We start from the raw sequence: 23,900 nt of genomic DNA on the forward strand, positions 1-23,900 counted from the left end.
GCGGGCGCTACTGCGCGGAGCCCGCCGGGTTCGGCTTGCGGCTGCCGTCGGTGGCCGGGCGGCCGCCGGTCTGGATCGGGATGCCGTCGACGGCCGCGCCGTACTCCGGCGTGTACTTCTGGCTGTGCCGGAACGTGTCGACGAACCTCTGGAGCCGCGGGTCGGTGGCGCTGTCGACGCGGAGCTGGTGCCCCCACGCGCTGATGACGATCTTCGACGGGAGATCGTCCTCGGCCCACGGGCTCAGGTCGACGTAGCGGTTCGCCTGCCCGGTGACGCCCTGCTCGGCCTCGTCGATCATCGACTGCTTGGTGACGAACGCGGTCAGCTTCGCGACCGTGGCCTTCGGCAGGTCGGGGTCGTAGGTGATCCAGACGGCGCCGTGCTCCAGGTTGTGGACGGCGCGCTCGGTGGGGACCGGCTTCGTGTAGACGCCCGCGTTCATCCAGACGGCATCGTGCGGACCGCCGACGGGCGGCAGGATGTCGTAGCTCACCGGCCCGGCGACGTGCGAGTGCTCGAGAGCGCCGGCGTGATCCTGCCCGTCGCCCGGCCAGCCGGTGGTGTCCCAGGCGAGGACGCCGTCGATGCCCGAGTCGTCGGTCGCGCGGTCGGTCTTCTTCTGCGTCGTGCTCGATCCACTGACCGCGGCGGGGACGATCTGGTCGCTCGTAGCCGCGCCGCCCTTCGTGCCGGCGGCATCATTGCCCGAGATCGTGCTGACGAAGATCACGACGACGATCGCGACCGTGACGACGGCACCGCCCAGGATCAGGAGGAGGCGTCGGCGCTCGGTCGCCGCCTGCTGCCTCTGGAACTCCTCGACCTTCGCGCGGCGCCTGGCTGCCTGCTCTGCTTTTGAGACCACGGGAGCGAACCTATTGGGCGAGGCTGAGCGCGGGCTCCTGCTCGGGGGCGGGCGGCGCGACCGGCGCGTCGGGGGCAGGCTCGCTGGCCGGGGGGCGTGTGGGGCTGCGACCCGGGCGTCGGGGCAGGCTCGCTGGCCGGGCGTCCAGCGACGGGGCAGTAGCCTCTCGGAGGCTGCTCGGCACTCCGGGCGGCGAGAACCACAGAAAGAAGCACCGTGCGCACCACCCTGTTCCTCGTCCCCGCCGTCGCTCTCGCCGCCGGCCTCGCTCTCACCGGCTGCAGCAGCAGCAGCTCCACCGCCGGCTCCACCCCGTCGGCCTCGTCCAGCACCGCGGCCTCGCCGAAGTGCGTCGACGGCGCGATGACCGTCACCGGCACCGCCCACTCCAAGATCAACATCACGACGGAGTGCGACACCGTCACCGTCACGGCCACCGGCGCGATCATCAGCCTGCCCGACACGAAGACCGTCGACATCACCGGCAGCAAGAACACCGTCACGATCGACTCGGCCACGGCGATCACCGCCACCGGCTCCGACAACGTCGTGTTCTACGGCGCCGCCGCGAAGCCGAAGGTCACCGACTCCGGCTCCGGCAACACCATCGGCCAGCGCTGAGCCGAGGCGCTCCGGCCGCTGTGGACGGCGCTCCCGCCGCTCGCGACACGCGTCCCGGCCCGACACACGCTGCACGACAGGTGTGCCGGGCCGGACTGCGTGTCGGCGCACCCACTCGGAACGCCGACGAAACAAGACGGTCACAAATTGTTGATTGAATCAACATCATGGCGATCATCCTCGGAGACAACCAGTACGGGAAGGCGGAGTCGCGGATCGTCCGCATCGTCCGCGACGGCCCCCGGCACGAGATCCGCGACCTCAACGTCACGACCGCCCTCCGCGGCCCGTTCGAGCAGGCGTACCTCACCGGCGACCAGTCGAACGTGCTGCCGACCGACACCCAGAAGAACACGGCCTACGCCTTCGCGAAGTCGAAGGGCGTCGACTCCATCGAGGAGTACGGCCTCGAGCTGGCGCGCCACTTCGTCGGGGACGTCGACCCCGTGACGGGCGCCAGGATCGAGATCGAGGAGTTCGCCTGGGAGCGCGCGGTCGTCGACGGCTCCGAGCACGACCACACCTGGCTCCGGAAGGGGCAGGACGTCCGCACCGCGGCCGTGACCGTCGACGCGACCGGCGAGTACGTCGTCGGTGGCCTCAAAGACCTCGTGCTGCTCAAGTCGACGGGGTCGGAGTTCGCCGGCTTCCTGAAGGACGACTTCACGACCCTGCCCGAGACCCACGACCGCGTCATGGCCACGGCCCTCGACGCCAAGTGGCGCTTCTCGTCGGTCGACGTCGACTGGAACGACGTCTACCCGCGCATCAAGGCGCTGATGGTGAGGGAGTTCGCCACCCTCCAGTCGCTGGCGCTCCAGCAGACGCTCTGGCACATGGGCACCGCCGTGATGGAGGAGTTCCCCGACATCGTCGAGGTGCGCCTCAAGGCGCCCAACAAGCACCACTTCGACTTCGACCTGGGGCGCTTCGGCGTCGAGAACGCCGGCGAGGTCTTCTGGGCCGCCGACCGCGCCTACGGCCTGATCGAGGCGACCCTCCTCCGCGACGACGCTCCGCCCGCCAACGACGCGTGGCGCTTCTCGGCGGGTCTCGCGTGAGCGCGAGCGACCGGCCCGAGGCCGGGGTCGAGGTCGACGCGGCAGGCACGGGGGCGCAGGATCACGCCTGGCTCGCTCGAGCAATCGAACTCGCGGTCTCCAACGTGGCCGACGGGGGCGGCCCGTTCGGCGCGCTCATCGTCCGCGACGGCGAGGTCGTCGCCGAAGGGCAGAACCGCGTGACCCGAGACCTCGATCCGACGGCGCACGCCGAGGTGGTCGCGATCCGGGCCGCCTGCCAGGTGCTCGGCGACTTCTCGCTGGCCGGGTGCGTCCTCTACACGTCGTGCGAGCCCTGCCCGCTCTGCCTGTCCGCGGCGCTCTGGTCGCGCGTCGACCGGGTCGTGTTCGCCGCCGACCGTCACGACGCCGCGCGCGGCGGCTTCGACGACCTGGAGTTCTACGAGCTCTTCGCTCGGGACCGCTCCACCTGGGCCCTGCCGATCGACGTCGTGCGGCCCGACAACGCGCCGGCGCCGTTCGACGCGTGGCTCGCGAAGGACACGCGGACCGACTACTGAGCTTGCGCGTGCTGGCCTTGCGGCTCGCGCGCGGCGTCGGCGGGTGCTCGCAGGCGTGGGCGGGGCTCCGGGGGCCCGCCGAAACCTGCGAGCGCCCGCCCACTCCGAGCCGCTCGCAGGAGCGACTCGCGCCGAGGGCCCGCGGCGGGGCGCCGTGCCGCACACGAGGCGCGGTGACGGCGGGGGCTCGCAGGCGTGGGCGGGGCTCCGGGGGCCCGCCGAAGCCTGCGAGCACCCGCCCACTCGGAGCCGCTCGCAGGAGCGACTCGCCGAGGGCCCGCGGCGGGGCGCCGTGCCGCACACGAGGCGCGGTGTCGGCGGGCGCTTGCAGGCACGGGCGGGGCTCCGGGGGCCCGCCGAAGCATGCGAGCACCCGCCCACCCCGCTGCGAGGGCAGAGGTCGCGCGCGAGCAACAGCCGCAGCACGGCGGCTGCTAGCTCCCGCGGTAGGTGCTGTACGCGAACGGGCTCAGCAGCAGCGGCACGTGGTAGTGCGCACCGTCGGCGACGCTGAAGTCGAGGGTGACGCGCGGGTAGAAGGCCGGGGTGCCCGACGCGGCGAAGTACTCGCCGGTCGCGAAGACCAGCCGGTACGCGGCGGGGGCGAGGGAGTCGGGGCCGAGGTCGGCGACACGGCCGTCGGCGTCGGTGGTGCCGGTGGCGAGGGTGACGCCCGTGGCATCCTGCAGCTCGACAGCGACTCCGGCGGCCGGGCGGCCGACCGACGAGTCGAGGACGTGCGTGGTGACGTGGCTCACGCGGCGCCGCCGTAGAGCTTCTCGAGGCGCAGCAGGGCGATGTCGCGGAGCTCCTCGCCGACGATGCCGAGCTCGGTCTCGTCGTCGAGCTTGAGCCGCCGCTCGAGCTCGTCGACGATCTCGGCGCGGCTGCGGCCCGCGGCGCGGATGAGGAAGACGCGGCCGTAGCGCTGCTCGTAGGTGGCGTTGCCCTCGGCGAGGGCCTTGGCGAGGTGCTGGTCGTCGACGTCGGGCGCCTGCTGCTCGGCGCGGCTGAAGCCCTCGGCGATGCTCGAGCCGGTCGGACGCTCGCCGATCCGCGGGTGCGACGCCATCGCCTCGTCGACCTCGGCGGGGGCGAGCGGAGTGGCCTCGTCGGAGGCGCGAGCCCGCAGCGACTCCCAGTCGGCGTAGGGCGACCCGGAGGCGACCGCGGCAACCCACCGATCGACGTGGAGGGCGGCTCGGAGGTCTGACTCGGCGACGTCGATCATGGTGTGTACAACTGTAGCCATGGCGGATGCGCACGGGATCGTGCTGGCAGCGGGCGCGGGGCGGAGGTTCGGCGGCCCGAAGGCGCTGGCGCGTGACGCCTCCGGCACGCCCTGGATCGAGCTCGCCGTCGCGATGCTGACGAGCGCAGGATGCCACGGGGTCACCGTCGTCCTCGGGGCCGACGCCGAGCGGGCGCGCGCGCTCGTGCCTCCGGAGGCCGGCATCGTCACCGCCGCCCACTGGCAGTTCGGGATGTCGGCCAGCCTCCGCGCGGGCCTCGCTGCCGCCGCGCAGACGGAGGCGGCGGCCGCACTCGTGACGCTGGTCGACCTGCCGGGGCTGCCGGTGGAGGTGGCGCGGCGGGTGCTCGGCCGGGAGGTGTCGGGGCGGATCCTGCGGCAGGCGGTGTTCGGGGGACGGCCCGGGCACCCCGTGCTCCTCGGGCGCGACCACTTCGCGGAGCTCGTGGCCGGGCTGGAGGGTGATCGGGGCGCCCGAGGCTACCTGGTCGAGCACGGGGCCGAGGAGGTCGAGTGCGGCGACCTCGCGGACGGACTCGACGTCGACGTGCCGACGGGCAGCACTCCGAGCAGCGCGGCGCCCGCGGACGATACCGCCTAGGCCGACTCCCGCTGCACGAGCTCGGTGGGCAGCATCAGCGTCGAGGGCCCGGCCCCGTCGATGATGTCGACGAGCACGCGGACCATCTCGGCGCTGATCCTGCCGAACGGCTGCCGCATCGTGGTGATCGACGGGGTCGTGGTCGCAGCGAAGACCGAGTCGTCGAAGCCGGCCACCGCGACGTCGTCGGGCACCCGCCGGCCCGCGGCCTGCAGCACCTCGATGGCGCCCGCGGCCATGGCGTCGTTCGCGGCGAAGACGGCGTCGATGTCGGGGTGCTCCTGGAGGAGCTCGCGCATGGCGACGACGCCGCTCTCGCGCGTGTAGTCGCCGTGCCGCACGAGCCCCTGGTCGAAGCGGTCGCCGAGCACGCGCCGGTAGCCCTCGAGGCGTGCGATGCCGCCCGGGGTGTCGCGGGGGCCCGCGATGGTGGCGACGCGGACGCGGCCCCGGTCGAGCAGGTAGGTCGTCATGGTGATGGCTCCGTGGAGGTCGTCGGCGGCGACGCAGCCGAGCCTGCCCTCGAAGCCGAGCGGCTGGCCGGCCGAGACCATCGGCACGCGCGCGTCGACCAGGCTCTTCACCAGCGGGTTGCCCGAGGCCGACGTGAAGGCGAGGAGCACCCCGTCGACGTGGCCGGCGGTGATGTAGTTCATGGCACGGGTGCGCTCGGCCTCGTCGCCCGCCATGATCAGCACGAACGAGATGTCGCGCTTGGCGAGCTCGGCCGAGGTCCCGCGCACGAGGGCCCCGAAGTTCGGGTCCTCGAAAAGGACGCTCTGCGTCTCGGTGAGGAGGAACGCGATCGTGTTCGACCGGTTCATCGCCAGGCCCCTGGCGTGGGCATTGACGCGGTAGCCGGTCTTCTTGATGGCCGCGTCGACCCGGGCCTTCGACTCGGGGCTGACCCAGTTCTTGCCGTTGAGCACCCGGGAGACCGTGCCGCTCGACACCCCGGCGACCGTCGCGACGTCGCGGATCGTGGGTCGGCGGGCGATGTCGGTCACGTTGCGAATCCTAGTGTCCGGCACGCGCCGGGCGGCAGGATCACGCCTTCACGGCACCGGCGCCGAGGTCCACCTTCCAGAAGCGCTGCAGCACGAGGAACAGGACGACCAGCGGGATGATCGAGAGCAGCGCGCCGGTGATCACCAGCGAGTACAGCGCCGGCACGGTCGAGCCCTGGTTCAGCAGGCCGTTGAGGCCGACCGTGATCGGGTAGAGGCGGTCGTCGCCCAGCATGATGTACGGCAGCATGAAGTTGTTCCAGATGCCCACGAACTGGAACAGGAACACCGTCACGAGCCCCGGGCCCATCATCGGCACGGCGAGCTGGACGAAGATGCGCAGGTCGCTCGCCCCGTCGGTGCGGCCGGCCTCGATGATCTCGTTCGGCACCGAGGCGCCGGCGTAGATGCGGGCGAGGTAGATGCCGTAGGGGCTGATGATCTGCGGGAGCAGCACCGCCCAGTAGGTGTTGGTGAGGCCGATCTGCGCGAGCAGGAAGTACTGAGGGATCGCCAGGATGACGCCCGGCACGAGCACACCCGCCAGCAGCACCATGAAGGTCGCCTGCTTGCCCTTGAAGGTGTACTTCGCCAGAGCGAAGCCGGCGAACGCCGAGACGACGGCCGAGAGCAGGGCGCCGACGCCGGCGTAGAGGGCCGTGTTGAGCATCCAGCGCCAGTAGAGGCCGCCCCGGTACTGCGTCAGCTCGACGATGTTGTTCCAGAGCTGGCCGGCCGGCACGAAGGTGTTCGTCGTGAACAGCGCGCCGCCCGACTTCGTCGACGCCATCACGACCCAGGCGAGGGGCAGGAGGCAGTAGGCGGCTCCGACCAGGAGCACGAGCGTCGCGATGACGCTCGCCTTGTCGTTCGCGGCGAAGCGTCCGGAGCGGTTCCTCGACAGGGCGGGGCGGGCCGAGACGGCGGACTTGGCGGTGATGCTCATCAGTTCTCCTCGAAAGCGCGCTTCTGGACCACCCGGAGGAAGAAGAAGGAGAGCGCGAAGATGGCGACGGCGATGACGATGCTGGTCGCCGAGGCCGAGTAGACGTCGTTGCGGGTGAAGGCGTCGCGATAGACCTTCATCAGCGGGGTGTAGGTGCTCGAGATCGAGTTGGTCAGCGGCTTGAGCGTCGTGGGCTCCGCGAAGACCTGGAGGGTCGCGATCAGCGAGAAGATCGCGGTCATGATCAGCGACGGCAGGATGATCGGGATCTTGATCCGGATCGCGACCTGGATCTCGCCGGCGCCGTCGAGCCGGGCCGCCTCGTAGATGTCGGAGGGGATCGCCTTGAGAGACGTGTACATCACGACCATGTTGAAGCCGACGCCGCCCCAGAGCGCGATGTTCGCGATGGCGAAGATGACGCTGTTCGGCGACAGGAGGTTCGGGGCCGGGATGCCGAGCGAGGTGGCCAGATCGACGAACGGGCTGACGCTCGGGAGGTACAGGAAGCCCCAGAGGAGGCTCGAGATGACGGCGGGCACGGCGTAGGGCAGGAAGATGACCACCCGCGAGAAGCCGACGAGCCGCGTGCGGCGCGAGTCGAGCAGCAGTGCGAAGACGAGCGCCAGGATCAGCATGGTGGGGACGACGATGAGTCCGTAGAGCCCCACGCGGCCGACGCTCGACACGAAGTCGGGGTCGCCGAGCGCTGCGGCGTAGTTCGACAGGCCGGCGAAGACCGTCTTGCGCGATCCCGACCCGAGGCCGAGGCCGCTGACCTGCGTCTTCTGCAGGCTGAGCACCAGCGTGTAGACGATGGGTGCCGCCATGAACAGGACGAAGAGCACCGCCGCGGGCGCGAGCATCAGGTAGGGGGTCGCCGTGAAGCGCGGTCGGCGCTGTTGTGCAGGGCCGCCGGAGGGGTCGGCCCGCCGGGCCGCCCGAGCCCCCGCGGATCCGCGCGCGGCCTCGCTCGAGGCGTCTGCCGAGACAGTCGTGGTCATGATTCGTTCTCTTCCGTTTCGGAGACCGTGGCGGGGGCGGGCTGGTCGCCCGCCCCCGCTGGGGGTGCTACTTCTTGACGGTGAATCCGCTGCTCTTCAGGTCGGAGACTGTGATCTTCTGCATCTGCTGCAGAGCGTCGACGAACGCTTGCTGGCTCTTCGCCTGCGCGGCCTTGCCGAACTGGTCGTTGAACGCCGAGTAGGCGACGTTGACGTTCGGTCCGTAGGTGAACGGCTTGACCGTCTTGGCGACCTTCGCGGCCGTCGTGTAGAAGTCGGGCTGGTTGCTGAAGAACGAGCTGCCCGACGCGAGCGCGTCCTTCGACTCGACCGTGTCGGCCGGGTAGAGGCCCGAGGTCTTCACGAGCATCGACACGGCGGTCTTGCTGGTGTTGAGCCAGGTGTTGAACGACACCGCCGCCTTGACGTGCTTCGACTGCGACGTCACGGCGATCGCCGAGCCGCCCCAGTTGCCGGTGGCGTTCTCGCCGGCGCTCCACTGCGGGAGCGGGGCCATGCGCCACTTGCCTGCCGTGCCGGGGGCGTTGCCCGAGAGCACGCCGGGCGCCCAGACAGCGCTCACCCAGCCGACCTGCGTGCCGTCCGCGAGGCCCTTGTTCCAGGCCGGCGTGTACTGCGGCTCGTTGTCGATGACGCCGGACTGCACGAGCCCACCCCAGTACGACGCGACCTTCGTGGCCGCCTTCGAGTCGATGTCGACCGACCAGGCGTCGCCCTTCGAGCCCCACCAGGAGGCGCCCGCCTGCTGCGTGAGGCCGGCGAACTCGCCCGCGTCGGCGGAGGAGAACGTGCCGAGGTAGTTCGTCGGGTCGGCGTCGTGGATCTTCTTCGCCGCGTCGGCGTACTCGGCCCACGTGGTCGGCACCGAGATGCCGAGCTTCTTGAAGATGTCTTCGCGGTAGTAGAACATCATCGGGCCCGAGTCCTGCGGGATGCCGTAGAGAGCATCTGAGCCGAGGGTGACCGACGACAGGACGCCCTTCGAGAACTTGGCCGTGGTCGAGGCCGCGACGTCCTTCTTGATGTCGACGACAGCGTCGGCCGAGACGAGGGTGGGGATCTTCTGGTACTCGGCCTGCATGAGGTCGGGAGCGCCCGATCCTGCCTTGATCGCGGTCAGGAGCTTCGTGACCGCCGGGTCGCCCGCGTCGGTCTTGACGTAGGTGACCTGGATGTTCTTGTGCGTCGCGTTGTACTCGGCGACGACCTTGTCCATGTTCGGTGCCCAGCCCCAGAAGGTCAGCTTGACGGGATTCGCGGCCGAGCCGAGCCCGCCGCCGTCGCCGCTCGAGCTGCTGCCGCCGCCGCCGCCGCTGGTGCAGCCTGTCAGGGCGAGGGCCGTGGCCAGCACGCCCGCTCCGATCGCCGCGCGGATGGATCTGCGCATGGTTCCTCCTCGTTGAGTGCCGGGCGTCCTCGCCTCGGCTGCTGTGACCGCCCGATGCCGGGCTTGTGACTGTTAGCGGTTACAGTACGTCACGGTGTACCAGAGTTGTCAAGTCACTCTTTTGCCGCAATACTCGGGACTAAGAGCGGTAACAGGTCTGTAACCGCACACAGTTTTCAGCGAGGAGAACCCCATGACGTCGACCGTCACCCCGAGCACCGCCCCGAGGTCCGCGACGCCGACCGGCTGGATCCCCGGCACCAGCACGATCGCCTTCGGGGGCGACTACAACCCCGAGCAGTGGCCCCGCGAGGTCTGGCAGGACGACATCCGCCTCATGAAGCAGGCCGGCGTCAACCTGGTCAGCATCGGCATCTTCTCGTGGGTGCTCCTCGAGCCCCGCGAGGGCGAGTTCGACTTCGGCTGGCTCGACGAGGTGATCGAGCTCCTCCACGGGGCCGGCATCGACGTCGACCTCGGCACTCCTACCGCGTCGCCGCCCGCCTGGTTCTGGGCGGCCCACCCGGAAGCCCGCCCCGTCACCCGCGACGGCGTGCCGCTCGGCTTCGGCTCGCGCGGCATGGCGAGCCCGTCGTCGCCCGCCTACGCCGCCGCCGTGACGCGCATCGTCACCGCCCTCGGCGAGCGCTACGGATCCCACCCCGCGGTGAAGCTGTGGCACGTGCACAACGAGTACGGCGCCCCCGTCTCGGAGAGCTACGACGAGGCGTCCGTCGCGGCGTTCCGGGTCTGGCTGGAAGACCGCTACGGCGACCTCGACCAGGTGAACGCCGCCTGGGGCACGACCTTCTGGGGTCAGCGCTACGGCGCCTGGAGCGAGATCGACGCGCCCCGCACCGCCGCCACCGTCGTCAACCCGGCGCAGCGGCTCGACTTCGCCCGGTTCACCAACCACGCGCTGCTGACCTGCTTCCGGCGGGAGCGCGACATCCTGCACCGACTCTCCCCGGGCATCCCGGTCACGACCAACTTCATGGCGACGAACTGCCCCTCGGTCGACTACTGGACCTGGGCCCGCGAGGTCGACATCGTCTCGAACGACCACTACCTCGTCGCCGAACGCACGGACAACCACATCCTGCTCGCCCTCGACGCCGACCTCACCCGGTCGCTCGCGGGCGGACGCCCGTGGATCCTGATGGAGCACTCCACGTCGGCCGTCAACTGGCAGCCGCGCAACCTGCCGAAGCTGCCGGGCGAGCTCCGCCGCAACAGCCTCCAGCACTTCGCTCGCGGGGCCGACGGGATCCTGTTCTTCCAGTGGCGGGCCTCCCGCTACGGGGCCGAGAAGTTCCACTCGGCGATGCTGCCGCACTCCGGTCCGACCTCGCGGGTCTTCCGCGAGGTGTCGGCCCTCGGCGGCGAGCTCGGCGGTCTCCGCGAGGCGCGCGGCAGCCGCGTGACGGCCCGCGTCGCGATCCTGTGGGACTGGGAGTCGTTCTGGGCGCAGGATCTCGAGTGGCGTCCGTCGGTCGAGCTGGGTCACCGCCGCCAGATCGAGACGTTCTACACGCGCCTCTGGAACGACGGGGTCACCGTCGACTTCGCGCACCCCGCCTCCGACCTGTCGGGGTACGACCTCGTGCTCGCGCCGAGCCTCTACCTGATGTCGGCCGAGTCGTCGGCGAACGTCGAGCGCTACGTCGAGGGCGGCGGCACCTTCGTCGCGTCGTACTTCACCGGCGTGGTGGACGAGCACGACACGGTGTTCCCGGGTGCCGTGCCCGGCGCCCTCAGCCGCGTGCTCGGGATCTCCATCGACGAGTTCGGCCCGCTGCCGGCCGACACGGCGGTGCGCCTGGCGTCCGGGGCGTCGGGAACGCGCTGGACCGACGCCCTCCTCCTCGAGGGGGCCGAGGCCGTCGACACGTACGAGACGGGACCGGTCGCAGGATCACCGGCGGTCACCCGGCACGCCTTCGGTCGCGGAGCCGCCTGGTACCTCTCCACCGACTTCACGGCCGACGCCCTCGCATCGGTGCTCGCCGGCGCCTACGCCGACGCGGGCGTCGTGGCCGGCGATGCGTCGCTCGCTGGAGTCGAGCGGGTCGAGCGGCGCGGCGACGGCGTCACCTTCACGACGTGGATCAACCACACCGACCACGCGGCCGCCCTCCCCACCGGGGAGACCCTCGCGGCGGGCGACGCCGTGATCCTGCGCGCCCTCGACTAGCAGCCGGGCCACACTGGGTCGAGACCATGGAGGAAGAATGACGTCACTGCCGACCAGGACCTTCGGACGCACCGGGTACGAGGTGTCGCCGCTCTGCATCGGGACCTCGTCGTGGGGGCGCACGCGCTCCGGCGAGACCGAGGAGCAGGGCGACGCCAGGATCGCGGAGATCGCCTCGAGCTGGGCGTCCGGATCGATCGGGCTGAACTTCCTCGACACGTCGAACGAGTACGGCGGGGCCCGCAGCGAGCTCCTGATCGGGCGGGGTGTGGCTGGCGCCGGGGCCGTCGTCGACGGGGAGCTGTCGGGCGGGCTCGTGCTCCAGACCAAACTCGACCGCGACGTGGCGACGGGCGACTTCAGTGCCGACAGGATGTGGCGATCGCTCGAGGAGACGCTCGAGCGGCTGGGACTCGACCGGCTGCAGATCCTGCACCTGCACGACCCCGACAGCATCGGCTTCGACGCGGCCATGGCCGACGACGGACCCGTCTCGGCGCTTGTCGCGATGAAGGAGCAGGGGCTCGCCGCCTCGATCGGCATCTCGGGCGGACCGGTCGGCATGCTGCAGCAGTTCGTCGAGACCGATTTGTTCGACGCGCTGATCACGCACAACCGGTACACGATCCTCGACCGGTCGGCCTCCGACCTCTTCGATGCGGCGACTTCGCGCGGTCTCGGCATCACGAACGCCGCGCCGTACGGAGCCGGGATCCTCACCGGCGACCCGCGCTTCGCCGGCACCTACGGCTACCGGCCGATCACGCCCGAGGCAGCGGAGGCTTTCGAGGCCGTGCGCCTGCTCTGCGACGAGTACGGTGTGCCTCTCGCCGCGGCCGCGCTGCAGTTCAGCCTGCGCGAGCCGCGGATCCACTCGACCGTGGTCGGCGTCTCGAGCCTGCCGCGGCTGGAGTCGGCGATCGACGACGCGCAGCTCGTGATCCCGGACGACCTGTGGGCCGCGATCGAGGACGTCGTGCCGGAGGGGATCGCGCTCGACGCGTGAGGGTGGGCTGTGGTCGTCTCGTGCGGTCACCGCGGCGGGGCCTGTCGGGGCTGCTGGCGGCGGCGGTCAGTGACGCTCGACCTGGACCAACCGAAGGACTTCTGTGACGTGGTGCGACGGGTCGTCGTCGGCGACGAGCAGGTCGACGACGACGCCGCTGACGATCAGGAGCGTCACGCGGCGGTAGAGGATCAAGTCATCGAACTCGAATGTGGCGAGTCCCAGTGCATCGCAGAGAATCAAGCCGGTGTCGCTGAGGAGCGGATACGGCAGGTGCAGACGGGCCGCGGCCTCGACCTGGTAGGCCGTCGTCTGCGCGGAACATCCCGCCACGTCCCATCCGAGGGCAGCGAACTCGTCTCGGAGATCTCGGAAGGAGCACGCCTCCGCGGTGCAACCCCTCGCACCGGGAATCGCCGCCCATGCCGTCGAGTCTGGGTGTGCAGGATCGCCGGTCCTGGGGTAGACGAACACGATCCTTTGGGATCCATCATCCGATCCGAGGTCGAGGGCCCCGCCGGACGTCGAAGGCAACTCGACTCCGAGCAGCCGCTTGCCGATGAGATCCTCACGCCTGGTCATGGAAGCGCCTTCGTGCTCTCGTCGAGCTCGCCACGATCACGCCCGGGCACGAAACCGCGCGGGAGGCGGCTGTCGAGCGTGAACCCGCCCACCAACCCGACGACGAGGAGCCCGAGCGCCACTGCCCAGGGCCATGTTCCGACGAGGTGCGGCGAGACGCCGACGAGATATCTGGCGATCGAGGCCCCGACGACGATGACGGCCGCTACAACTGTGATGACGGAGATGAAGCGGACACCAGGTGGAGTCGCTCGCCCGCGTGGAGTCGCTTTCGCGAAGGATGCAGGATCGCCGACGATGTCGCCGACCCCCTCGCCTCGCTCGTGAGCGAGTGCCGACACACGCGTCAGTACGTCGACGATCTCGCTCTCACCGAGGCGCTGGCCCCTCAGTTCTCGCGCGAGGTCGCGGTAAATGTCCGCCATAGTCCTCTTTCCGTAGACGAGCCTCGAGTTTGCTCCATGCGACATGTTAATGCAACACTCACTCGGGGCCGAACGCGACGACGCGTTCTCGTCGAGCGAATGAATCGCGGCGAATGCAGGCTCCGTCACAGCTAGGAAGCCATGAAAAAGCGTTTCACTCTGACAGCCGCCACTCTCCTCGTCGCCCTGGGCGCGGGGTTCGGCGCCACTCCTGCGATGGCGAGCCAACCATCGGCATAAGCGGTCACCTCCTCCGGGCTAACCGTGCCTCAGACGACTGGAGAACGAGAACTCACAACTTCATCGACGATTCCGCCATCGACCGCGCCGGCCTCCTCTTCGACGGCCGTCCCAGAAGCACGGAACCCCATTTTCGCGGCCGCGGCGCGAGCGTTCATCGCCGCGGTCAAGACGGTCCCCGGCCTCTTCGCGAAGATGCTGCCTGCAGTGAAAGCCACCTTGGCCAAGTTCGTGTCCTGGGTGAAGTCGATCCCCGGATGGGTGAAGAGCATCATCAGCGGTCTGGCGACCGACGTGATCTGGGAGCACATTAAGGGAGCCCTCGGTTTCTGAGTCGCCGTGGGGTCGCCCCGATCGACCCCGCATCATCCTGAAGATTATGGGAAAGCCAATGATTAACTCTTCTGACCCGCATCGAGCCGAGGCCGCGTCGGACCCCGCCCCGGCAGGAACCATCTCAGTGAGCGGCCTGACGAAGGCCTATGGTCGGCGCCGCGTGGTCGACGACGTCTCATTCGAGTGCCCACCAGGATCCATCACAGGATTTCTCGGTCCGAATGGATCCGGCAAGTCGACGACCCTCCGCATGATGATCGATCATTCCGCCCGCACCGCGGGCCGTGCGACCTTCGGCGGTGTCGAATTCCGCGAGCTTCAGAACCCGGGACGTCAGGTGGGGGTGCTGCTGGATGCCTCTGCTCAGCATGTCGGTCGGACCGTCTGGGAGACGGTCCGTCTTGCGGCACTCGTCCTCGGAGTGTCCCGGAAGCGCACGACGTCGTGTGTGAATGCGGTCGGTCTCGGGACGGTGCTTCGCAAGCGAGTCGGAAACCTCTCTCTCGGTATGCGCCAGCGTCTCGGATTGGCGGTCGCCGTTCTCGGGTCGCCTCACTTCCTCCTTCTCGATGAGCCCGCCAATGGGCTTGATCCTGAAGGCATCACGTGGCTTCGAATCTTCCTCCGTCGCTTCGCCGAGCAGGGCGGAACGGTTCTGGTATCCAGCCATCAGCTCTCTGAGATCGAAGCGGTTGCCGACCAGATCCTCGTCATCGATCGCGGCGTCCTGCTTGAGGAGCATGTCTTGATGAGCAGCGAGACATTCCCTGTGACCCTCGCCGCAAGTGAAGACGATGATGCCCTCCGTCGCTATCTGGCCTCATCGTCGATCAGTATTTTGTCTTCCGAGGGCGAGTCACCCCTGCGCATTCAAGCGGATCCCCTTCGGATCGGTCGTCTCGCCCAGGATAACCACCTCGCGCTCTCCCACCTCAGTGTCGAAAAAGCATCGACACTCGAGCGCCGGTTCTTGGAATCGACCCGGGGTGAACACGCGGCACTGTCCAGTGACGATCTCCTCGCTCACGTCGGATCGGAACGCTTATGAACGCGCGGTTCGTCCTCGTGGAATTCCGCAAGTGCCTCGACACTCGATCGGCGAGATGGCTCCTCTTCGTGATCGCCGTGCTCTCGACCGGCTGCGCGCTCCTGACCTCGTCCAACAGTCCGACCCTCGCGCAATTCGTCGGCTCAGCGCTTCTCCCATTGCCTCTCGTTCTGCCGATAGTGGCCGTCCTCGCTGCTACCAGCGATTGGACTCAGCGGGCTTCCGTGACGACATTCGCATTGGTGCCGCGCCGGAGCCGAGTCCTCGCCGCTCGAATCCTGGCGACCCTGGCGACAGTCCTCGCGACGACAGGCACCATCAGCCTCGTCAGCGGATGCGTGTTCCTGATCCGCGCTCGGGAGGCTCCCTGGCACACCGACTGGACGGGGATCGGCTCGACTCTGTGGTCTCTCACCGCCCTGGCCATCGCATCATCTCTGACCGGAGTCGCGATGGGCTATCTCCTCCTGAACACGCCTCTCGCGATTGCCGTCACGGTTCTCGTGCCGATCTCCTATGACCTCGCTTTCGGCCTCAGATATCCAGAGGTTGCCCAATGGGTGTCGAGTCTCGCCTTCAGTCAATGGCTCACCGAGCCGACGTGGATCTGGTCGCCCGAGAATTCCCTGCAGGTCGGGTCAGGACCCGCTCTTACGTCCTTCCTCCTCTGGACCCTCGCACCCCTGGTCGCCGGCTGGATCCGCCAGCTGAGACGCGAGGTCAAGTAGACGAAGCACGCCGTCGAGAGAGTCGCAACACGGCGGTAACAGAGATGCGGTTGACTCGTCCTCCATATGGACCTGATCGGCGTGAACGAGATCCGGGTGGCCCGCACCCGCGACGACATCCTGGTGGGCGGCGGCGTCGAGCCCCTGGGCGGCGGCACCTGGCTGTTCTCCGAGCCGCAGCCGGGTCTCACCGGGCTCGTCGACCTGACCGCGCTCGGCTGGCCGTCGACCACCCGCACCCTCGAGCACCTCGTCGTCGCCGCGACGTGCACGATCCGCGATCTGACCCGCGTCGATCCTGAGCCCGACTGGACAGCGCACCGCCTCTTCCGCCTCTGCGCCGACTCGCTGCTCGCCAGCTACAAGATCTGGGCCGTCGCCACCGTCGGCGGCAACGTCGCTACCGCACTCCCGGCCGGTGCGATGACCTCGCTCCTGGCAGCCCTCGACGCGACCGCGGTCATCTGGGGTCCGGGCGACGCAGAGCGCAGGATGCTCGTGTCCGAGCTGGTCAGCGGGGTGCGCACCACCCGGCTGACCGAGGGCGAGATCCTGCGCGCGTTCGAGATCCCGCTGGCATCGCTCCGCTCGCGGGTGGCCTTCCGCAGGATCTCGCTCTCGAACCTCGGCAGGTCGGCCAGCCTGGTCATCGGCCGCCTCGCCCGCGACGGCGCCTTCACGCTGACCGTCACGGCCGCGACGCAGCGCCCCTCCGTCCTGCGCTTCGACGCCCTGCCCACCGAGGCCGAGCTGCGCGACGCGATCGGCGCGATCGACGACTGGTACGACGATCCACACGGGACCCCGGACTGGCGGGAGCACGTCTCGACGCTGTTCGCGGGCGAGATCCTGCGCGAGCTCAGCGACTCAGAGCTCAGCGACCCGGAGGAGGCACGATGAGGTTCGAGATCAACGGCGAGCAGGTCGAGGCGGAGGCTGCTCCGGGTCAGGTGCTGCGGACGATCCTGCGCCAGAACGACCACTTCGAGGTGAAGAAGGGCTGCGACGCGGGCGACTGCGGGGCCTGCTCGGTGCTGGTCGACGGCGATGCCGTCCACTCCTGCATCTATCCGGCGCACCGCCTCGACGGCAAGCGCGTCACCACCGTCGCCGGGCTCGGCACCCCCGAAGCGCCGCACCCCCTGCAGCAGGGCTTCGTCGACGCGGCCGGCCTGCAGTGCGGCTTCTGCACGGCGGGAATGGTCGTCACCGCCTCCACCTTCGGCGACGAGGAGCTCGCCGACCTGCCGCGCGCACTCAAGGGCAATCTCTGCCGCTGCACCGGCTACCGCGCCATCCGCGACGCGATCCAGGGCGTCAGCAACACGGTGACCGCCGAGGCCGGGGATGCCGCGGGCCGCTCCGTGAAGGCCCCGGCCGGGATGCGCGTCGTGACCGGCCGCGAGGAGTACACCCTCGACTTCCGGTCGCCGACGAGGCTGCTGCACCTCGCCGTGCTGAAGAGCCCGCACGCGCACGCCAGGATCACGGCCATCGACACCTCCGAGGCCGAGGCCCTGCCCGGCGTCGAGTGCGTCTTCACCCACCGCGAATCGCCCGCGACCCTGTTCTCGACCGGGCGCCACGAGAACCGCGAGGACGACCCCGACGACACGCTGGTGCTCGATCCGGTGCTACGGTTCCGCGGCCAGCGGGTGGCCGCGGTCGTCGCCGACAGCGTGCGCACGGCCCAGCTCGCGCTCGACCTCATCCGCGTGGAGTACGAGATCCTGCCTGCCGTCTTCGACCCCGACCTCGCCCGGTCGACCGCCGACGACGTGCCGCGGCTGCACGCGGAGAAGGGCCCCGCGTCGCGGATCTCCGACCCGTCGCGCAACGTGGTCGCGCAGATGCACGGCGAGATGGGGGACGTCGACGCGGCCCTGGCCGAGGCCGCCGTCACCGTCGAGGGCGCCTGGCAGACGCAGCGCATCTCGCACGCCGCGCTCGAGACGCACGCGACGCGCGGCTGGATCGACGACGACGGGCGGCTGGTCCTGCGGACCAGCACGCAGGTGCCGTACCTCGTGCGCCACGAGATCTGCCACGTGTTCGGTCTGCCCGAAGACCGGGTGCGCGTCTACGCCGCGCGGGTCGGCGGCGGGTTCGGGGGCAAGCAGGAGCTCCTCACCGAGGACCTCGTCACGCTCGCCGTGCTGCGGACCGGCGCGTCGGTCCAGTACGAGTACGCGCGCGAGGACGAGTTCGTCATCGCGCCGCTCCGCCACCCGATGCGCGTCGGCGTGAAGCTCGGCGCCACCGCCGACGGCCTCCTCACCGCCATCGCGGTCGACGAGCTGATGGACACCGGCGCCTACGGCAACCACGGGATCGGCGTCATGTTCCACAGCGTGCACGAGTCGATCTCGGTCTACCGTGCGCCGAACAAGCGGGTCGACGCCGAGTCGGTCTACACGAACAACCCGCCGTCGGGCGCGTTCCGCGGCTACGGGCTCGGACAGGTCATCTTCGCCGTCGAGTCGGCGATGGACGAGCTCGCCCGGAAGCTCGGGATCACGCCGTTTGAACTGCGGCGCCGCAACGTCGTCGTGCCCGGCGACCACATGACCGTCGTCGACCCCGACGAGGAGAGCGACCTCCTGTTCGGCAGCTACGGACTCGACCAGTGCCTCGACCTCGTCGAGCAGGCGCTCGAGGGGCCGCCGCCCGCCGACTCCGGGTCGCTGACCGGTCCGACCGAGGTGCCCACCGGCGACTCGTGGACCTTCGGCACCGGCATGGCGCTCGCGATGATCGCCACGATGCCGCCCCGGGGCCACTTCGCCGACACCACCGTCTCGCTCGGAACCTCCGGCGACTACACGATCAGCGTCGGCACGGCGGAGTTCGGCAACGGCACGACCACCGTCCACGCGCAGCTCACCGCCACCGCGCTCGGCACGACCACCGACCGCGTGGTCATCCGGCAGTCCGACACCGACGTCGCGCGCTACGACACCGGAGCCTTCGGGTCGGCCGGGGTCGTGGTGGCGGGCAAGGCCCTGCACGCGGCGGCGCTCAAGCTCAAGGCCGCGATGCTGGCGCGAGCGAGCGCGATCGTGACCGGCGCGGGTGACGAGGCGCAGGATCCTGCGGTCCCCTCGTCGACCGCCATCGCCGTGGGCACGCTCACTCCCGACGGGGTGCTGGTGCCCTCGGGCACGTGGGGAGACGGCCGGCTGGTGACCGCGGCCGAACTCCTGGCGCACGGACCGCTCGAGGCCGACGGCAGCCACGACGGCACACCGCGGTCGGTGGCGTTCAATGTGCACGCCTTCTCGGTCGCGGTCGATCGCGAGACCGGGGAGGTGCGGATCCTGCGCTCCATCCAGGCCGCCGACGCCGGAACCGTGCTCAACCCGGAGCAGCTGCGCGGCCAGATCGAGGGCGGCACGGCGCAGGCCATCGGCACGGCGCTCTACGAGGAGGTCATGCTCGACGGCGAGGGCGGCGTGACGACGGCGGCTTTCCGGAACTACCGCCTGCCGAAGTTCTCCGACCTGCCGGTCACCGAGGTGCTGTTCGCGTCGACGCACGACGACCTCGGGCCCCTCGGCGCCAAGAGCATGAGCGAGGCGCCGTACAACCCCGTGGCGCCCGCGCTCGCGAACGCGGTGCGCGACGCGCTCGGGGTGCGGCCGCACGAGCTGCCGATGTCGCGGGACCGGGTGTGGCGGATGGCGCGCGGGTAGGACTGCGGGGGGCGGGCTGGCGGCGGGTCGGCAGGTCGGCGGGGCTCCGGGGGCCCGCCCACTGCTGCTCGAGCCCGCCCACGCGCCTCAGGCCCGAGGCACAGCGGGCGCAGCAGGCGCAGCAGGCGCAGCCACAGCACGCCGATGCACGGGCCCAGACATCGCGGCGAGCGGCACGGCCGTGGCAGCGGAGCGCGAAGCGAGCACCTCGGCCAGGATCGAGACCGCGGTCTCTTCGGGCGTGGAGGCGCCGAGGTCGAGGCCGATCGGCGAGTGGAGCCTGGCGATCGAGGCCGCGGGGACGCCGCGTTCGCGGAGGGACGCGATCCTGCGCTCGTGGGTCCGCCTCGAGCCCATCGCACCGACGTAGAACGCCGGCGACGCGAGGGCCAGGTCGAGTGCGACCGCGTCGAAGCGGGCGTCGTGCGACAGGACGCAGAAGACGCTCCGCTGGTCGAGGTCGAGGTTCGGCAGGATCCGCTGCGGCCAGCCGACCACGACGGAGGCGCCGGGGAAGCGCTCGGCCGTGGTGAAGAGCTCCCGCGGGTCGGTCACGGTGACGCGGTAACCGAGCACCTGCGCGGCGGCGGCGAGGGCGGTGGAGAACTCCATCGCGCCGATGATCACGAAGTGGGGCCGGGTGCCCTTCACCTCGAAGAAGACGTCGACGAGCGAGCCGCCGCAGTCGACGGTGCCGAGGGCCGACTCGCCGAGACCGACTCGGGCGAGACGCTCGGCTTCGATGCGGGGTTCCCACTCGGGGCGGACGGGCCCGAGCGCGATCGCGGCGCCGGCCGCGCGACCGGCGGCAGCCTCGCGGAGCTGCGCGACGACGGGGTGCGACGAGTCGACCCGCTCGACTCGAATGCGCAGCTGCCCGCCGCAGGTGAGCCCCACCGAGAACGCGGTCTCGTCGTCGACGCCGTACTCGACCGTGCGGGCGACGCCGTCAGCGAGGACCTCCTCGGCGACCCCGACCACGGCAGCCTCGACGCAGCCGCCGGCGATCGAGCCGAGTACGACCGAGCCGTCGTAGGCCATCGAGGTGCCGACGGTGCGCGGGGCGCTGCCCTCGATCGACACGGCCGTCGCGACCGCCAGGACCGCGCCCGCGTCGAGCGCGGCGAGCAGGCGGTCGGCGATCTCGAACATGCTCCTAGGGTCGCACGCCCGGATGACACCGGTGTTACGGGGCGGCGACCGGCGCGACACACGCCCGTCACACGCGACTGACACGATTGCAGGATGCTCCAGATCACCGGCGCCGCGCGCCTCCTCGTCGACGAGACCACCGAGATCGACGGCGGGGCGGTGGTCGTCGACGGCGGGCGCGTGGTCGCGTCGGGCACCGGCGGCCGCGAGCTCCTCGACAGCCCCGAGACCCGCGAGCCCCTCGAGACCCTCGAGACCCTCGAGACCCTCGACGCCACCGGCTGCATCGTCACGCCGGGCCTCGTCAACGCCCATCACCACCTGCTGCAGAGCGTGTTCCGCACCCTGCCCGGGACCCGCGGCGTGCCGATGGCCGAGTGGCTGCCGACCATGGCCAGGGCGTACGGCGAAGCCAGGATCGACGCCTCCCTCTTGGCCGCATCGGCCGCGGTCGGCATCGCCGAGGGCCTCCTCTGCGGCGTGACGACGGTCGCCGACCACCAGCTGAACTGGCCGGCCGACGCCTCGGTCGCCGACCGCACGGCCATCGCCGAGGCGACCGCCGCCGCGGCCTCCCGGCTCGGAGGCCGGCTGGTCTTTGTGCGCGGCTCGGCCCGTGACGCGCCCGAGGACGCCGCCGAGTCGGCCGAGGCCATCGTGCAGGCGCTCGTCCCGAGAGCACCGGGCGGAGTCAGCGCCGACGGGATGCTGCAGGTCGCCGTCGGCCCGGCCGGCGTCCACAGCGACAGCCGCGAGACGTTCGAGCTGCTCGGGGAGGTCGCCGCGCGGCACGGCCTCCGCCGCCGGACGCAGGCCAACGAGCAGGTCGACACCGCGATCGCTCTCGAGCGCTACGGGAAGCGGCCCCTCGACCTGCTCGAGGAGTGGGGCTGGCTCGCCCCCGACGTGACGATCGCGCACCTGTGCGACGTCACCCCTGACGAGATCGACCGGCTGGCCGCCGCAGGAGTGACGGCGACGCACGCCCCCGGCTGCGACCTGCCGATGGGCTGGGGCATCTCGCCGATCGCTGCCCTCCGCGCGGCCGGCATCACGGTCGGGCTGGGCACCTCGGGCGGCGGCTCGAACGACGCTGGGCACCTGCTCGCCGACGCCCGGCTGGCGATGCAGGTGGCGCCGCTGGTCGGTCCGCCGGTGTCGGCGCGCGCGATCCTGGGCATGAGCACGAGGGGTGGAGCGACGGGACTCGGACGCGACGAGCTCGGGCACCTGCGGCCGGGGGCGGCGGGCGACCTGTGCGTCTGGGACGTGTCGGGGGTGGCCGACGCCGGAGTCGCCGACCCCGTGGCCGGGCTCCTCTGGGCTGCGCCCGGGCGGCGGCCGAAGCACGTCGTCGTGGCCGGGCAGGTCGTCGTGCGCGACTACGAGCTGGTCGCCGCCGACGAGCGCGAGCTGGTGGCGGCGGCGCGGGCGCGGGTCGGGCGGTAGCGCGAGACCCGGGCGGCAGCGGGCCATCGGCGCCGCCTATCGGCGCAGGCACCAGTCCGCGGACTGGCGCCGCTGCCGACGCGACCCGCCGGAGCCCCCGCGCCTACAGGTCGAGCACCAGCCGCGGGCACGCCGCCCGCGACACGCACACGTACATCACGTCGTTCGCGGCCTGCTCGTCGGGCGTCAGGATCGAGTCGCGGTGGTCGACCTCGCCCTCGAGCACGACGGTCTCGCAGGTGCCGCAGGTGCCCTCGCGGCAGCTCGACAGCACGAGCGCCCCGGCCTCCTCGGCGACCTCCAGGATGCTCCGGTCGGGCGGCACGGTGACCGTGACGCCGGTCGCGGCGAGCTCGACCTCGAACGGCGCCTGCAGGACGGGCGCCCCGACGGCCTTCGGCTCGAAGCGCTCGACGACCAGCTGGCGCCCGGACGCGGCGGCCTCGATGGCCTCGATCAGCTTCGCGGGCCCGCAGCAGTAGGTCGTCGTGAACGGCTTCATGCCGGCGAAGAGCCCGTCGAGGTCGAGCCGGGCCCCCTCGTCGGCCGCGTAGACCGACAGCGCGCCGGCGAGCGCCGAGACCTCGTCGAGCAGCGCCATCGACCGCCGCGAACGGCCCGCGTAGTGCACCTCGAACGGGACGCCCGCGCGGACGGCCGCGGCCGCCATCGACGAGATGGGCGTGATGCCGATACCGCCGGCGACGAGTACGTAGGAGGTGCCGTGCACAGGCTCGAACTCGAAGTGGTTGCGGGGCCCGGCGACCGTCAGGACGTCGCCCTCGCGGAGCTCGTCGTGCAGCCAGACCGAGCCGCCGCGTCCCGACGGCTCGCGGAGCACGCCGATCCGCCAGGTCTCGCTCGACCCGGGCTGGGGCGGGCCGGACAGCGAGTACTGCCGGATCTCGGCGTCGGGCAGGACGACGTCGATGTGCGATCCTGCGCTCCATCCGGGCAGGGGGCGGTCGCCGATCGGGCCGAGCTCGATCAGCACGACGCCCTCGGCGCCGGGGGTCCGCGAGACGACGCGCACGTCGAACTGGGTCTCGTGGAGGCCGGCGGCCTCGGCGTGGGCGGCGCTCATGTCGTCTCCGGCTTCTCTTTGACGACGAAGACTCGGTAGCCGTCGTCGTCGGCGGCCCACCACCGGTGCGGGGTGCCGCCGACGAAGTAGACCGAGTCGCCGACGCCGAGGTGCCGGTGCTCCCCGTCGCCGAGGTCGACGACGGCGGTCCCGTCGAGCACGTGCAGGAACTCGTCTTCGGCGTGGGTGAAGTAGTCGCCGGGGTCGGCGCTGGTGCCGACCAGGATCATGGGGTGGAACGGTCGATCGCCGTTCACCAGGAGGCGCCCCTCGGCCTGGCCGTACGGGCCCCTCGGCCCGTCGGAGGCGCGCACGATCTCGATTCCGGGCCGCGCGCGGGAGGCTCCAGAACCGTCGGTGGGCGCCAGGAGCTCGACCTGCGACGAGCCGAGCGCGCGGGCGATCCGCTCGAGCGAGACCATGCTCGGCCTCGCGAGTCCGCGCTCCAGCTGTGACAGGAACGGGTGCGACAGCTGCGCTTCGCCGGCGAGCTGCACGAGCGTCAGCCCACGAGCGCGGCGCAGCGCGCGGATGCGGCGACCGACCGACAGCGCCTGCTGGTCGATCGCGGTCTCGAGCGATGTGACGGGGTCCTCCTGATCGAAAGGGACTGTGATTGTGTACCACGTCGCCCGCCTGCGGCCCCCCGCAATTAACACGTCGAAACGACCGCGT

24 protein-coding genes are annotated in these 23,900 nt (G+C 70.8%); 12 read left to right on the forward strand and 12 right to left on the reverse strand.

What is annotated here, in order from left to right:
* Positions 1-7: 7 nt before the first annotated feature.
* Complete coding sequence (locus tag ABD733_RS15455; protein WP_344797804.1) at positions 8-868, reverse strand: thioredoxin-like domain-containing protein; 861 nt, start codon at positions 866-868, stop codon at positions 8-10.
* A gap of 216 nt (positions 869-1,084) precedes the next feature.
* Here ABD733_RS15455 and ABD733_RS15460 point away from each other — a divergent pair, with 216 nt between their 5' ends.
* The 3 genes from ABD733_RS15460 (at position 1,085) to ABD733_RS15470 (ending at position 3,071) form a co-directional block, all read left to right on the forward strand.
* Positions 1,085-1,489 (forward strand): DUF3060 domain-containing protein, encoded by a 405-nt coding sequence (locus tag ABD733_RS15460; RefSeq protein ID WP_344797806.1) that lies wholly within the window; start codon positions 1,085-1,087, stop codon positions 1,487-1,489.
* 167 nt (positions 1,490-1,656) lie between these two features.
* The gene (pucL, locus tag ABD733_RS15465; protein WP_344797808.1) at positions 1,657-2,550 is read left to right on the forward strand and encodes a factor-independent urate hydroxylase; all 894 of its coding nucleotides are present in this window, start codon (positions 1,657-1,659) and stop codon (positions 2,548-2,550) included.
* Entirely contained in the window at positions 2,547-3,071 is a 525-nt protein-coding gene (locus ABD733_RS15470; RefSeq protein ID WP_344797810.1) for a nucleoside deaminase, read from the forward strand. The genes pucL and ABD733_RS15470 overlap by 4 nt, the downstream gene beginning before the upstream one ends.
* 434 nt (positions 3,072-3,505) lie before the next feature.
* On the opposite strand, the gene uraH is transcribed toward ABD733_RS15470, so the two are convergent.
* Positions 3,506-3,829 (reverse strand): hydroxyisourate hydrolase, encoded by a 324-nt coding sequence (uraH, locus tag ABD733_RS15475; RefSeq protein WP_344797812.1) that lies wholly within the window; start codon positions 3,827-3,829, stop codon positions 3,506-3,508.
* Positions 3,826-4,302, reverse strand: a complete 477-nt coding sequence (uraD, locus tag ABD733_RS15480) for a 2-oxo-4-hydroxy-4-carboxy-5-ureidoimidazoline decarboxylase (protein ID WP_344797814.1) — start codon at positions 4,300-4,302, stop codon at positions 3,826-3,828. Before uraD ends, uraH begins: the two co-directional genes overlap by 4 nt.
* Positions 4,303-4,321: 19 nt before the next feature.
* On the opposite strand from uraD, the gene ABD733_RS15485 reads away from it, so the two are divergent.
* Entirely contained in the window at positions 4,322-4,924 is a 603-nt protein-coding gene (locus ABD733_RS15485; protein WP_344797816.1) for a nucleotidyltransferase family protein, read from the forward strand.
* On the opposite strand, the gene ABD733_RS15490 is transcribed toward ABD733_RS15485, so the two are convergent.
* The 4 genes from ABD733_RS15490 to ABD733_RS15505 all read right to left on the reverse strand — a co-directional run bounded on the left by ABD733_RS15490 (position 4,921) and on the right by ABD733_RS15505 (position 9,289).
* Positions 4,921-5,931 carry a LacI family DNA-binding transcriptional regulator gene (locus ABD733_RS15490; RefSeq protein WP_344797818.1) on the reverse strand — a complete coding sequence of 337 codons (1,011 nt, stop codon included), beginning with the start codon at positions 5,929-5,931 and terminating at the stop codon, positions 4,921-4,923. The genes ABD733_RS15485 and ABD733_RS15490 overlap by 4 nt on opposite strands.
* A gap of 40 nt (positions 5,932-5,971) precedes the next feature.
* Positions 5,972-6,877 carry a carbohydrate ABC transporter permease gene (locus ABD733_RS15495; RefSeq protein ID WP_344797820.1) on the reverse strand — a complete coding sequence of 302 codons (906 nt, stop codon included), beginning with the start codon at positions 6,875-6,877 and terminating at the stop codon, positions 5,972-5,974.
* Positions 6,877-7,743 carry a carbohydrate ABC transporter permease gene (locus ABD733_RS15500; protein WP_344798024.1) on the reverse strand — a complete coding sequence of 289 codons (867 nt, stop codon included), beginning with the start codon at positions 7,741-7,743 and terminating at the stop codon, positions 6,877-6,879. The genes ABD733_RS15495 and ABD733_RS15500 overlap by 1 nt, the downstream gene beginning before the upstream one ends.
* A 205-nt stretch (positions 7,744-7,948) precedes the next feature.
* On the reverse strand, positions 7,949-9,289 hold the full coding sequence (locus ABD733_RS15505; protein WP_344797822.1) for an ABC transporter substrate-binding protein: 1,341 nt from the start codon (positions 9,287-9,289) through the stop codon (positions 7,949-7,951).
* Between the two features lie 193 nt (positions 9,290-9,482).
* Here ABD733_RS15505 and ABD733_RS15510 point away from each other — a divergent pair, with 193 nt between their 5' ends.
* Complete coding sequence (locus ABD733_RS15510) at positions 9,483-11,483, forward strand: beta-galactosidase (protein WP_344797824.1); 2,001 nt, start codon at positions 9,483-9,485, stop codon at positions 11,481-11,483.
* Between the two features lie 37 nt (positions 11,484-11,520).
* Complete coding sequence (locus ABD733_RS15515) at positions 11,521-12,489, forward strand: aldo/keto reductase (RefSeq protein ID WP_344797826.1); 969 nt, start codon at positions 11,521-11,523, stop codon at positions 12,487-12,489.
* 66 nt (positions 12,490-12,555) lie between these two features.
* Here the strand turns inward: ABD733_RS15515 and ABD733_RS15520 are convergent, their stop codons facing one another.
* Together ABD733_RS15520 and ABD733_RS15525 are read right to left on the reverse strand one after the other, a co-directional pair.
* On the reverse strand, positions 12,556-13,071 hold the full coding sequence (locus ABD733_RS15520) for a peroxiredoxin (protein WP_344797828.1): 516 nt from the start codon (positions 13,069-13,071) through the stop codon (positions 12,556-12,558).
* Positions 13,068-13,496, reverse strand: a complete 429-nt coding sequence (locus ABD733_RS15525; RefSeq protein ID WP_344797830.1) for a hypothetical protein — start codon at positions 13,494-13,496, stop codon at positions 13,068-13,070. Before ABD733_RS15525 ends, ABD733_RS15520 begins: the two co-directional genes overlap by 4 nt.
* 447 nt (positions 13,497-13,943) lie before the next feature.
* On the opposite strand from ABD733_RS15525, the gene ABD733_RS15530 reads away from it, so the two are divergent.
* From ABD733_RS15530 to ABD733_RS15550, 5 genes are all read left to right on the forward strand, one after another.
* The gene (locus ABD733_RS15530) at positions 13,944-14,069 is read left to right on the forward strand and encodes a hypothetical protein (protein ID WP_344797832.1); all 126 of its coding nucleotides are present in this window, start codon (positions 13,944-13,946) and stop codon (positions 14,067-14,069) included.
* A 163-nt stretch (positions 14,070-14,232) separates the two neighbouring features.
* Positions 14,233-15,120, forward strand: coding sequence for an ATP-binding cassette domain-containing protein (locus ABD733_RS15535; protein WP_344797834.1), 888 nt, complete (start codon positions 14,233-14,235; stop codon positions 15,118-15,120).
* A 68-nt stretch (positions 15,121-15,188) separates the two neighbouring features.
* On the forward strand, positions 15,189-15,848 hold the full coding sequence (locus tag ABD733_RS15540) for a hypothetical protein (RefSeq protein WP_344797836.1): 660 nt from the start codon (positions 15,189-15,191) through the stop codon (positions 15,846-15,848).
* Between the two features lie 66 nt (positions 15,849-15,914).
* Positions 15,915-16,748, forward strand: a complete 834-nt coding sequence (locus ABD733_RS15545) for an FAD binding domain-containing protein (RefSeq protein ID WP_344797838.1) — start codon at positions 15,915-15,917, stop codon at positions 16,746-16,748.
* Positions 16,745-19,540, forward strand: coding sequence for a molybdopterin-dependent oxidoreductase (locus ABD733_RS15550; RefSeq protein WP_344797840.1), 2,796 nt, complete (start codon positions 16,745-16,747; stop codon positions 19,538-19,540). Before ABD733_RS15545 ends, ABD733_RS15550 begins: the two co-directional genes overlap by 4 nt.
* An 87-nt stretch (positions 19,541-19,627) precedes the next feature.
* On the opposite strand, the gene ABD733_RS15555 is transcribed toward ABD733_RS15550, so the two are convergent.
* A complete protein-coding gene (locus ABD733_RS15555) occupies positions 19,628-20,692 on the reverse strand; it encodes an XdhC family protein (protein ID WP_344797842.1) in 1,065 nt (354 codons plus the stop codon).
* 93 nt (positions 20,693-20,785) lie between these two features.
* Here ABD733_RS15555 and ABD733_RS15560 point away from each other — a divergent pair, with 93 nt between their 5' ends.
* Positions 20,786-22,141: an amidohydrolase family protein gene (locus ABD733_RS15560; RefSeq protein WP_344797844.1), complete on the forward strand. Its 1,356-nt coding sequence runs from the start codon at positions 20,786-20,788 to the stop codon at positions 22,139-22,141.
* A gap of 103 nt (positions 22,142-22,244) precedes the next feature.
* Here ABD733_RS15560 and ABD733_RS15565 read toward each other — a convergent pair whose 3' ends face one another.
* A complete protein-coding gene (locus ABD733_RS15565; protein WP_344797846.1) occupies positions 22,245-23,225 on the reverse strand; it encodes a PDR/VanB family oxidoreductase in 981 nt (326 codons plus the stop codon).
* Complete coding sequence (locus tag ABD733_RS15570; protein ID WP_344797848.1) at positions 23,222-23,884, reverse strand: helix-turn-helix domain-containing protein; 663 nt, start codon at positions 23,882-23,884, stop codon at positions 23,222-23,224. Before ABD733_RS15570 ends, ABD733_RS15565 begins: the two co-directional genes overlap by 4 nt.
* Positions 23,885-23,900 lie beyond the last annotated feature (16 nt).

It is taken from the genome of Frondihabitans peucedani (assembly GCF_039537585.1).
Lineage (GTDB): Bacteria > Actinomycetota > Actinomycetes > Actinomycetales > Microbacteriaceae > Frondihabitans > Frondihabitans peucedani.

What these genes read in the sequence shown, in the direction of transcription:
- ABD733_RS15555 (WP_344797842.1), bottom strand. Translation starts at nt 20,692, where the DNA reads ATGTTCGAGATCGCCGACCGCCTGCTCGCCGCGCTCGACGCGGGCGCG.
- ABD733_RS15495 (WP_344797820.1), bottom strand. Translation starts at nt 6,877, where the DNA reads ATGAGCATCACCGCCAAGTCCGCCGTCTCGGCCCGCCCCGCCCTGTCG.
- ABD733_RS15505 (WP_344797822.1), bottom strand. Translation starts at nt 9,289, where the DNA reads ATGCGCAGATCCATCCGCGCGGCGATCGGAGCGGGCGTGCTGGCCACG.
- ABD733_RS15485 (WP_344797816.1), top strand. Translation starts at nt 4,322, where the DNA reads ATGGCGGATGCGCACGGGATCGTGCTGGCAGCGGGCGCGGGGCGGAGG.
- ABD733_RS15510 (WP_344797824.1), top strand. Translation starts at nt 9,483, where the DNA reads ATGACGTCGACCGTCACCCCGAGCACCGCCCCGAGGTCCGCGACGCCG.
- ABD733_RS15565 (WP_344797846.1), bottom strand. Translation starts at nt 23,225, where the DNA reads ATGAGCGCCGCCCACGCCGAGGCCGCCGGCCTCCACGAGACCCAGTTC.
- pucL (WP_344797808.1), top strand. Translation starts at nt 1,657, where the DNA reads ATGGCGATCATCCTCGGAGACAACCAGTACGGGAAGGCGGAGTCGCGG.
- ABD733_RS15515 (WP_344797826.1), top strand. Translation starts at nt 11,521, where the DNA reads ATGACGTCACTGCCGACCAGGACCTTCGGACGCACCGGGTACGAGGTG.
- ABD733_RS15500 (WP_344798024.1), bottom strand. Translation starts at nt 7,743, where the DNA reads ATGCTCGCGCCCGCGGCGGTGCTCTTCGTCCTGTTCATGGCGGCACCC.
- uraD (WP_344797814.1), bottom strand. Translation starts at nt 4,302, where the DNA reads ATGATCGACGTCGCCGAGTCAGACCTCCGAGCCGCCCTCCACGTCGAT.
- ABD733_RS15550 (WP_344797840.1), top strand. Translation starts at nt 16,745, where the DNA reads ATGAGGTTCGAGATCAACGGCGAGCAGGTCGAGGCGGAGGCTGCTCCG.
- ABD733_RS15520 (WP_344797828.1), bottom strand. Translation starts at nt 13,071, where the DNA reads ATGACCAGGCGTGAGGATCTCATCGGCAAGCGGCTGCTCGGAGTCGAG.
- ABD733_RS15560 (WP_344797844.1), top strand. Translation starts at nt 20,786, where the DNA reads ATGCTCCAGATCACCGGCGCCGCGCGCCTCCTCGTCGACGAGACCACC.
- ABD733_RS15545 (WP_344797838.1), top strand. Translation starts at nt 15,915, where the DNA reads ATGGACCTGATCGGCGTGAACGAGATCCGGGTGGCCCGCACCCGCGAC.
- ABD733_RS15525 (WP_344797830.1), bottom strand. Translation starts at nt 13,496, where the DNA reads ATGGCGGACATTTACCGCGACCTCGCGCGAGAACTGAGGGGCCAGCGC.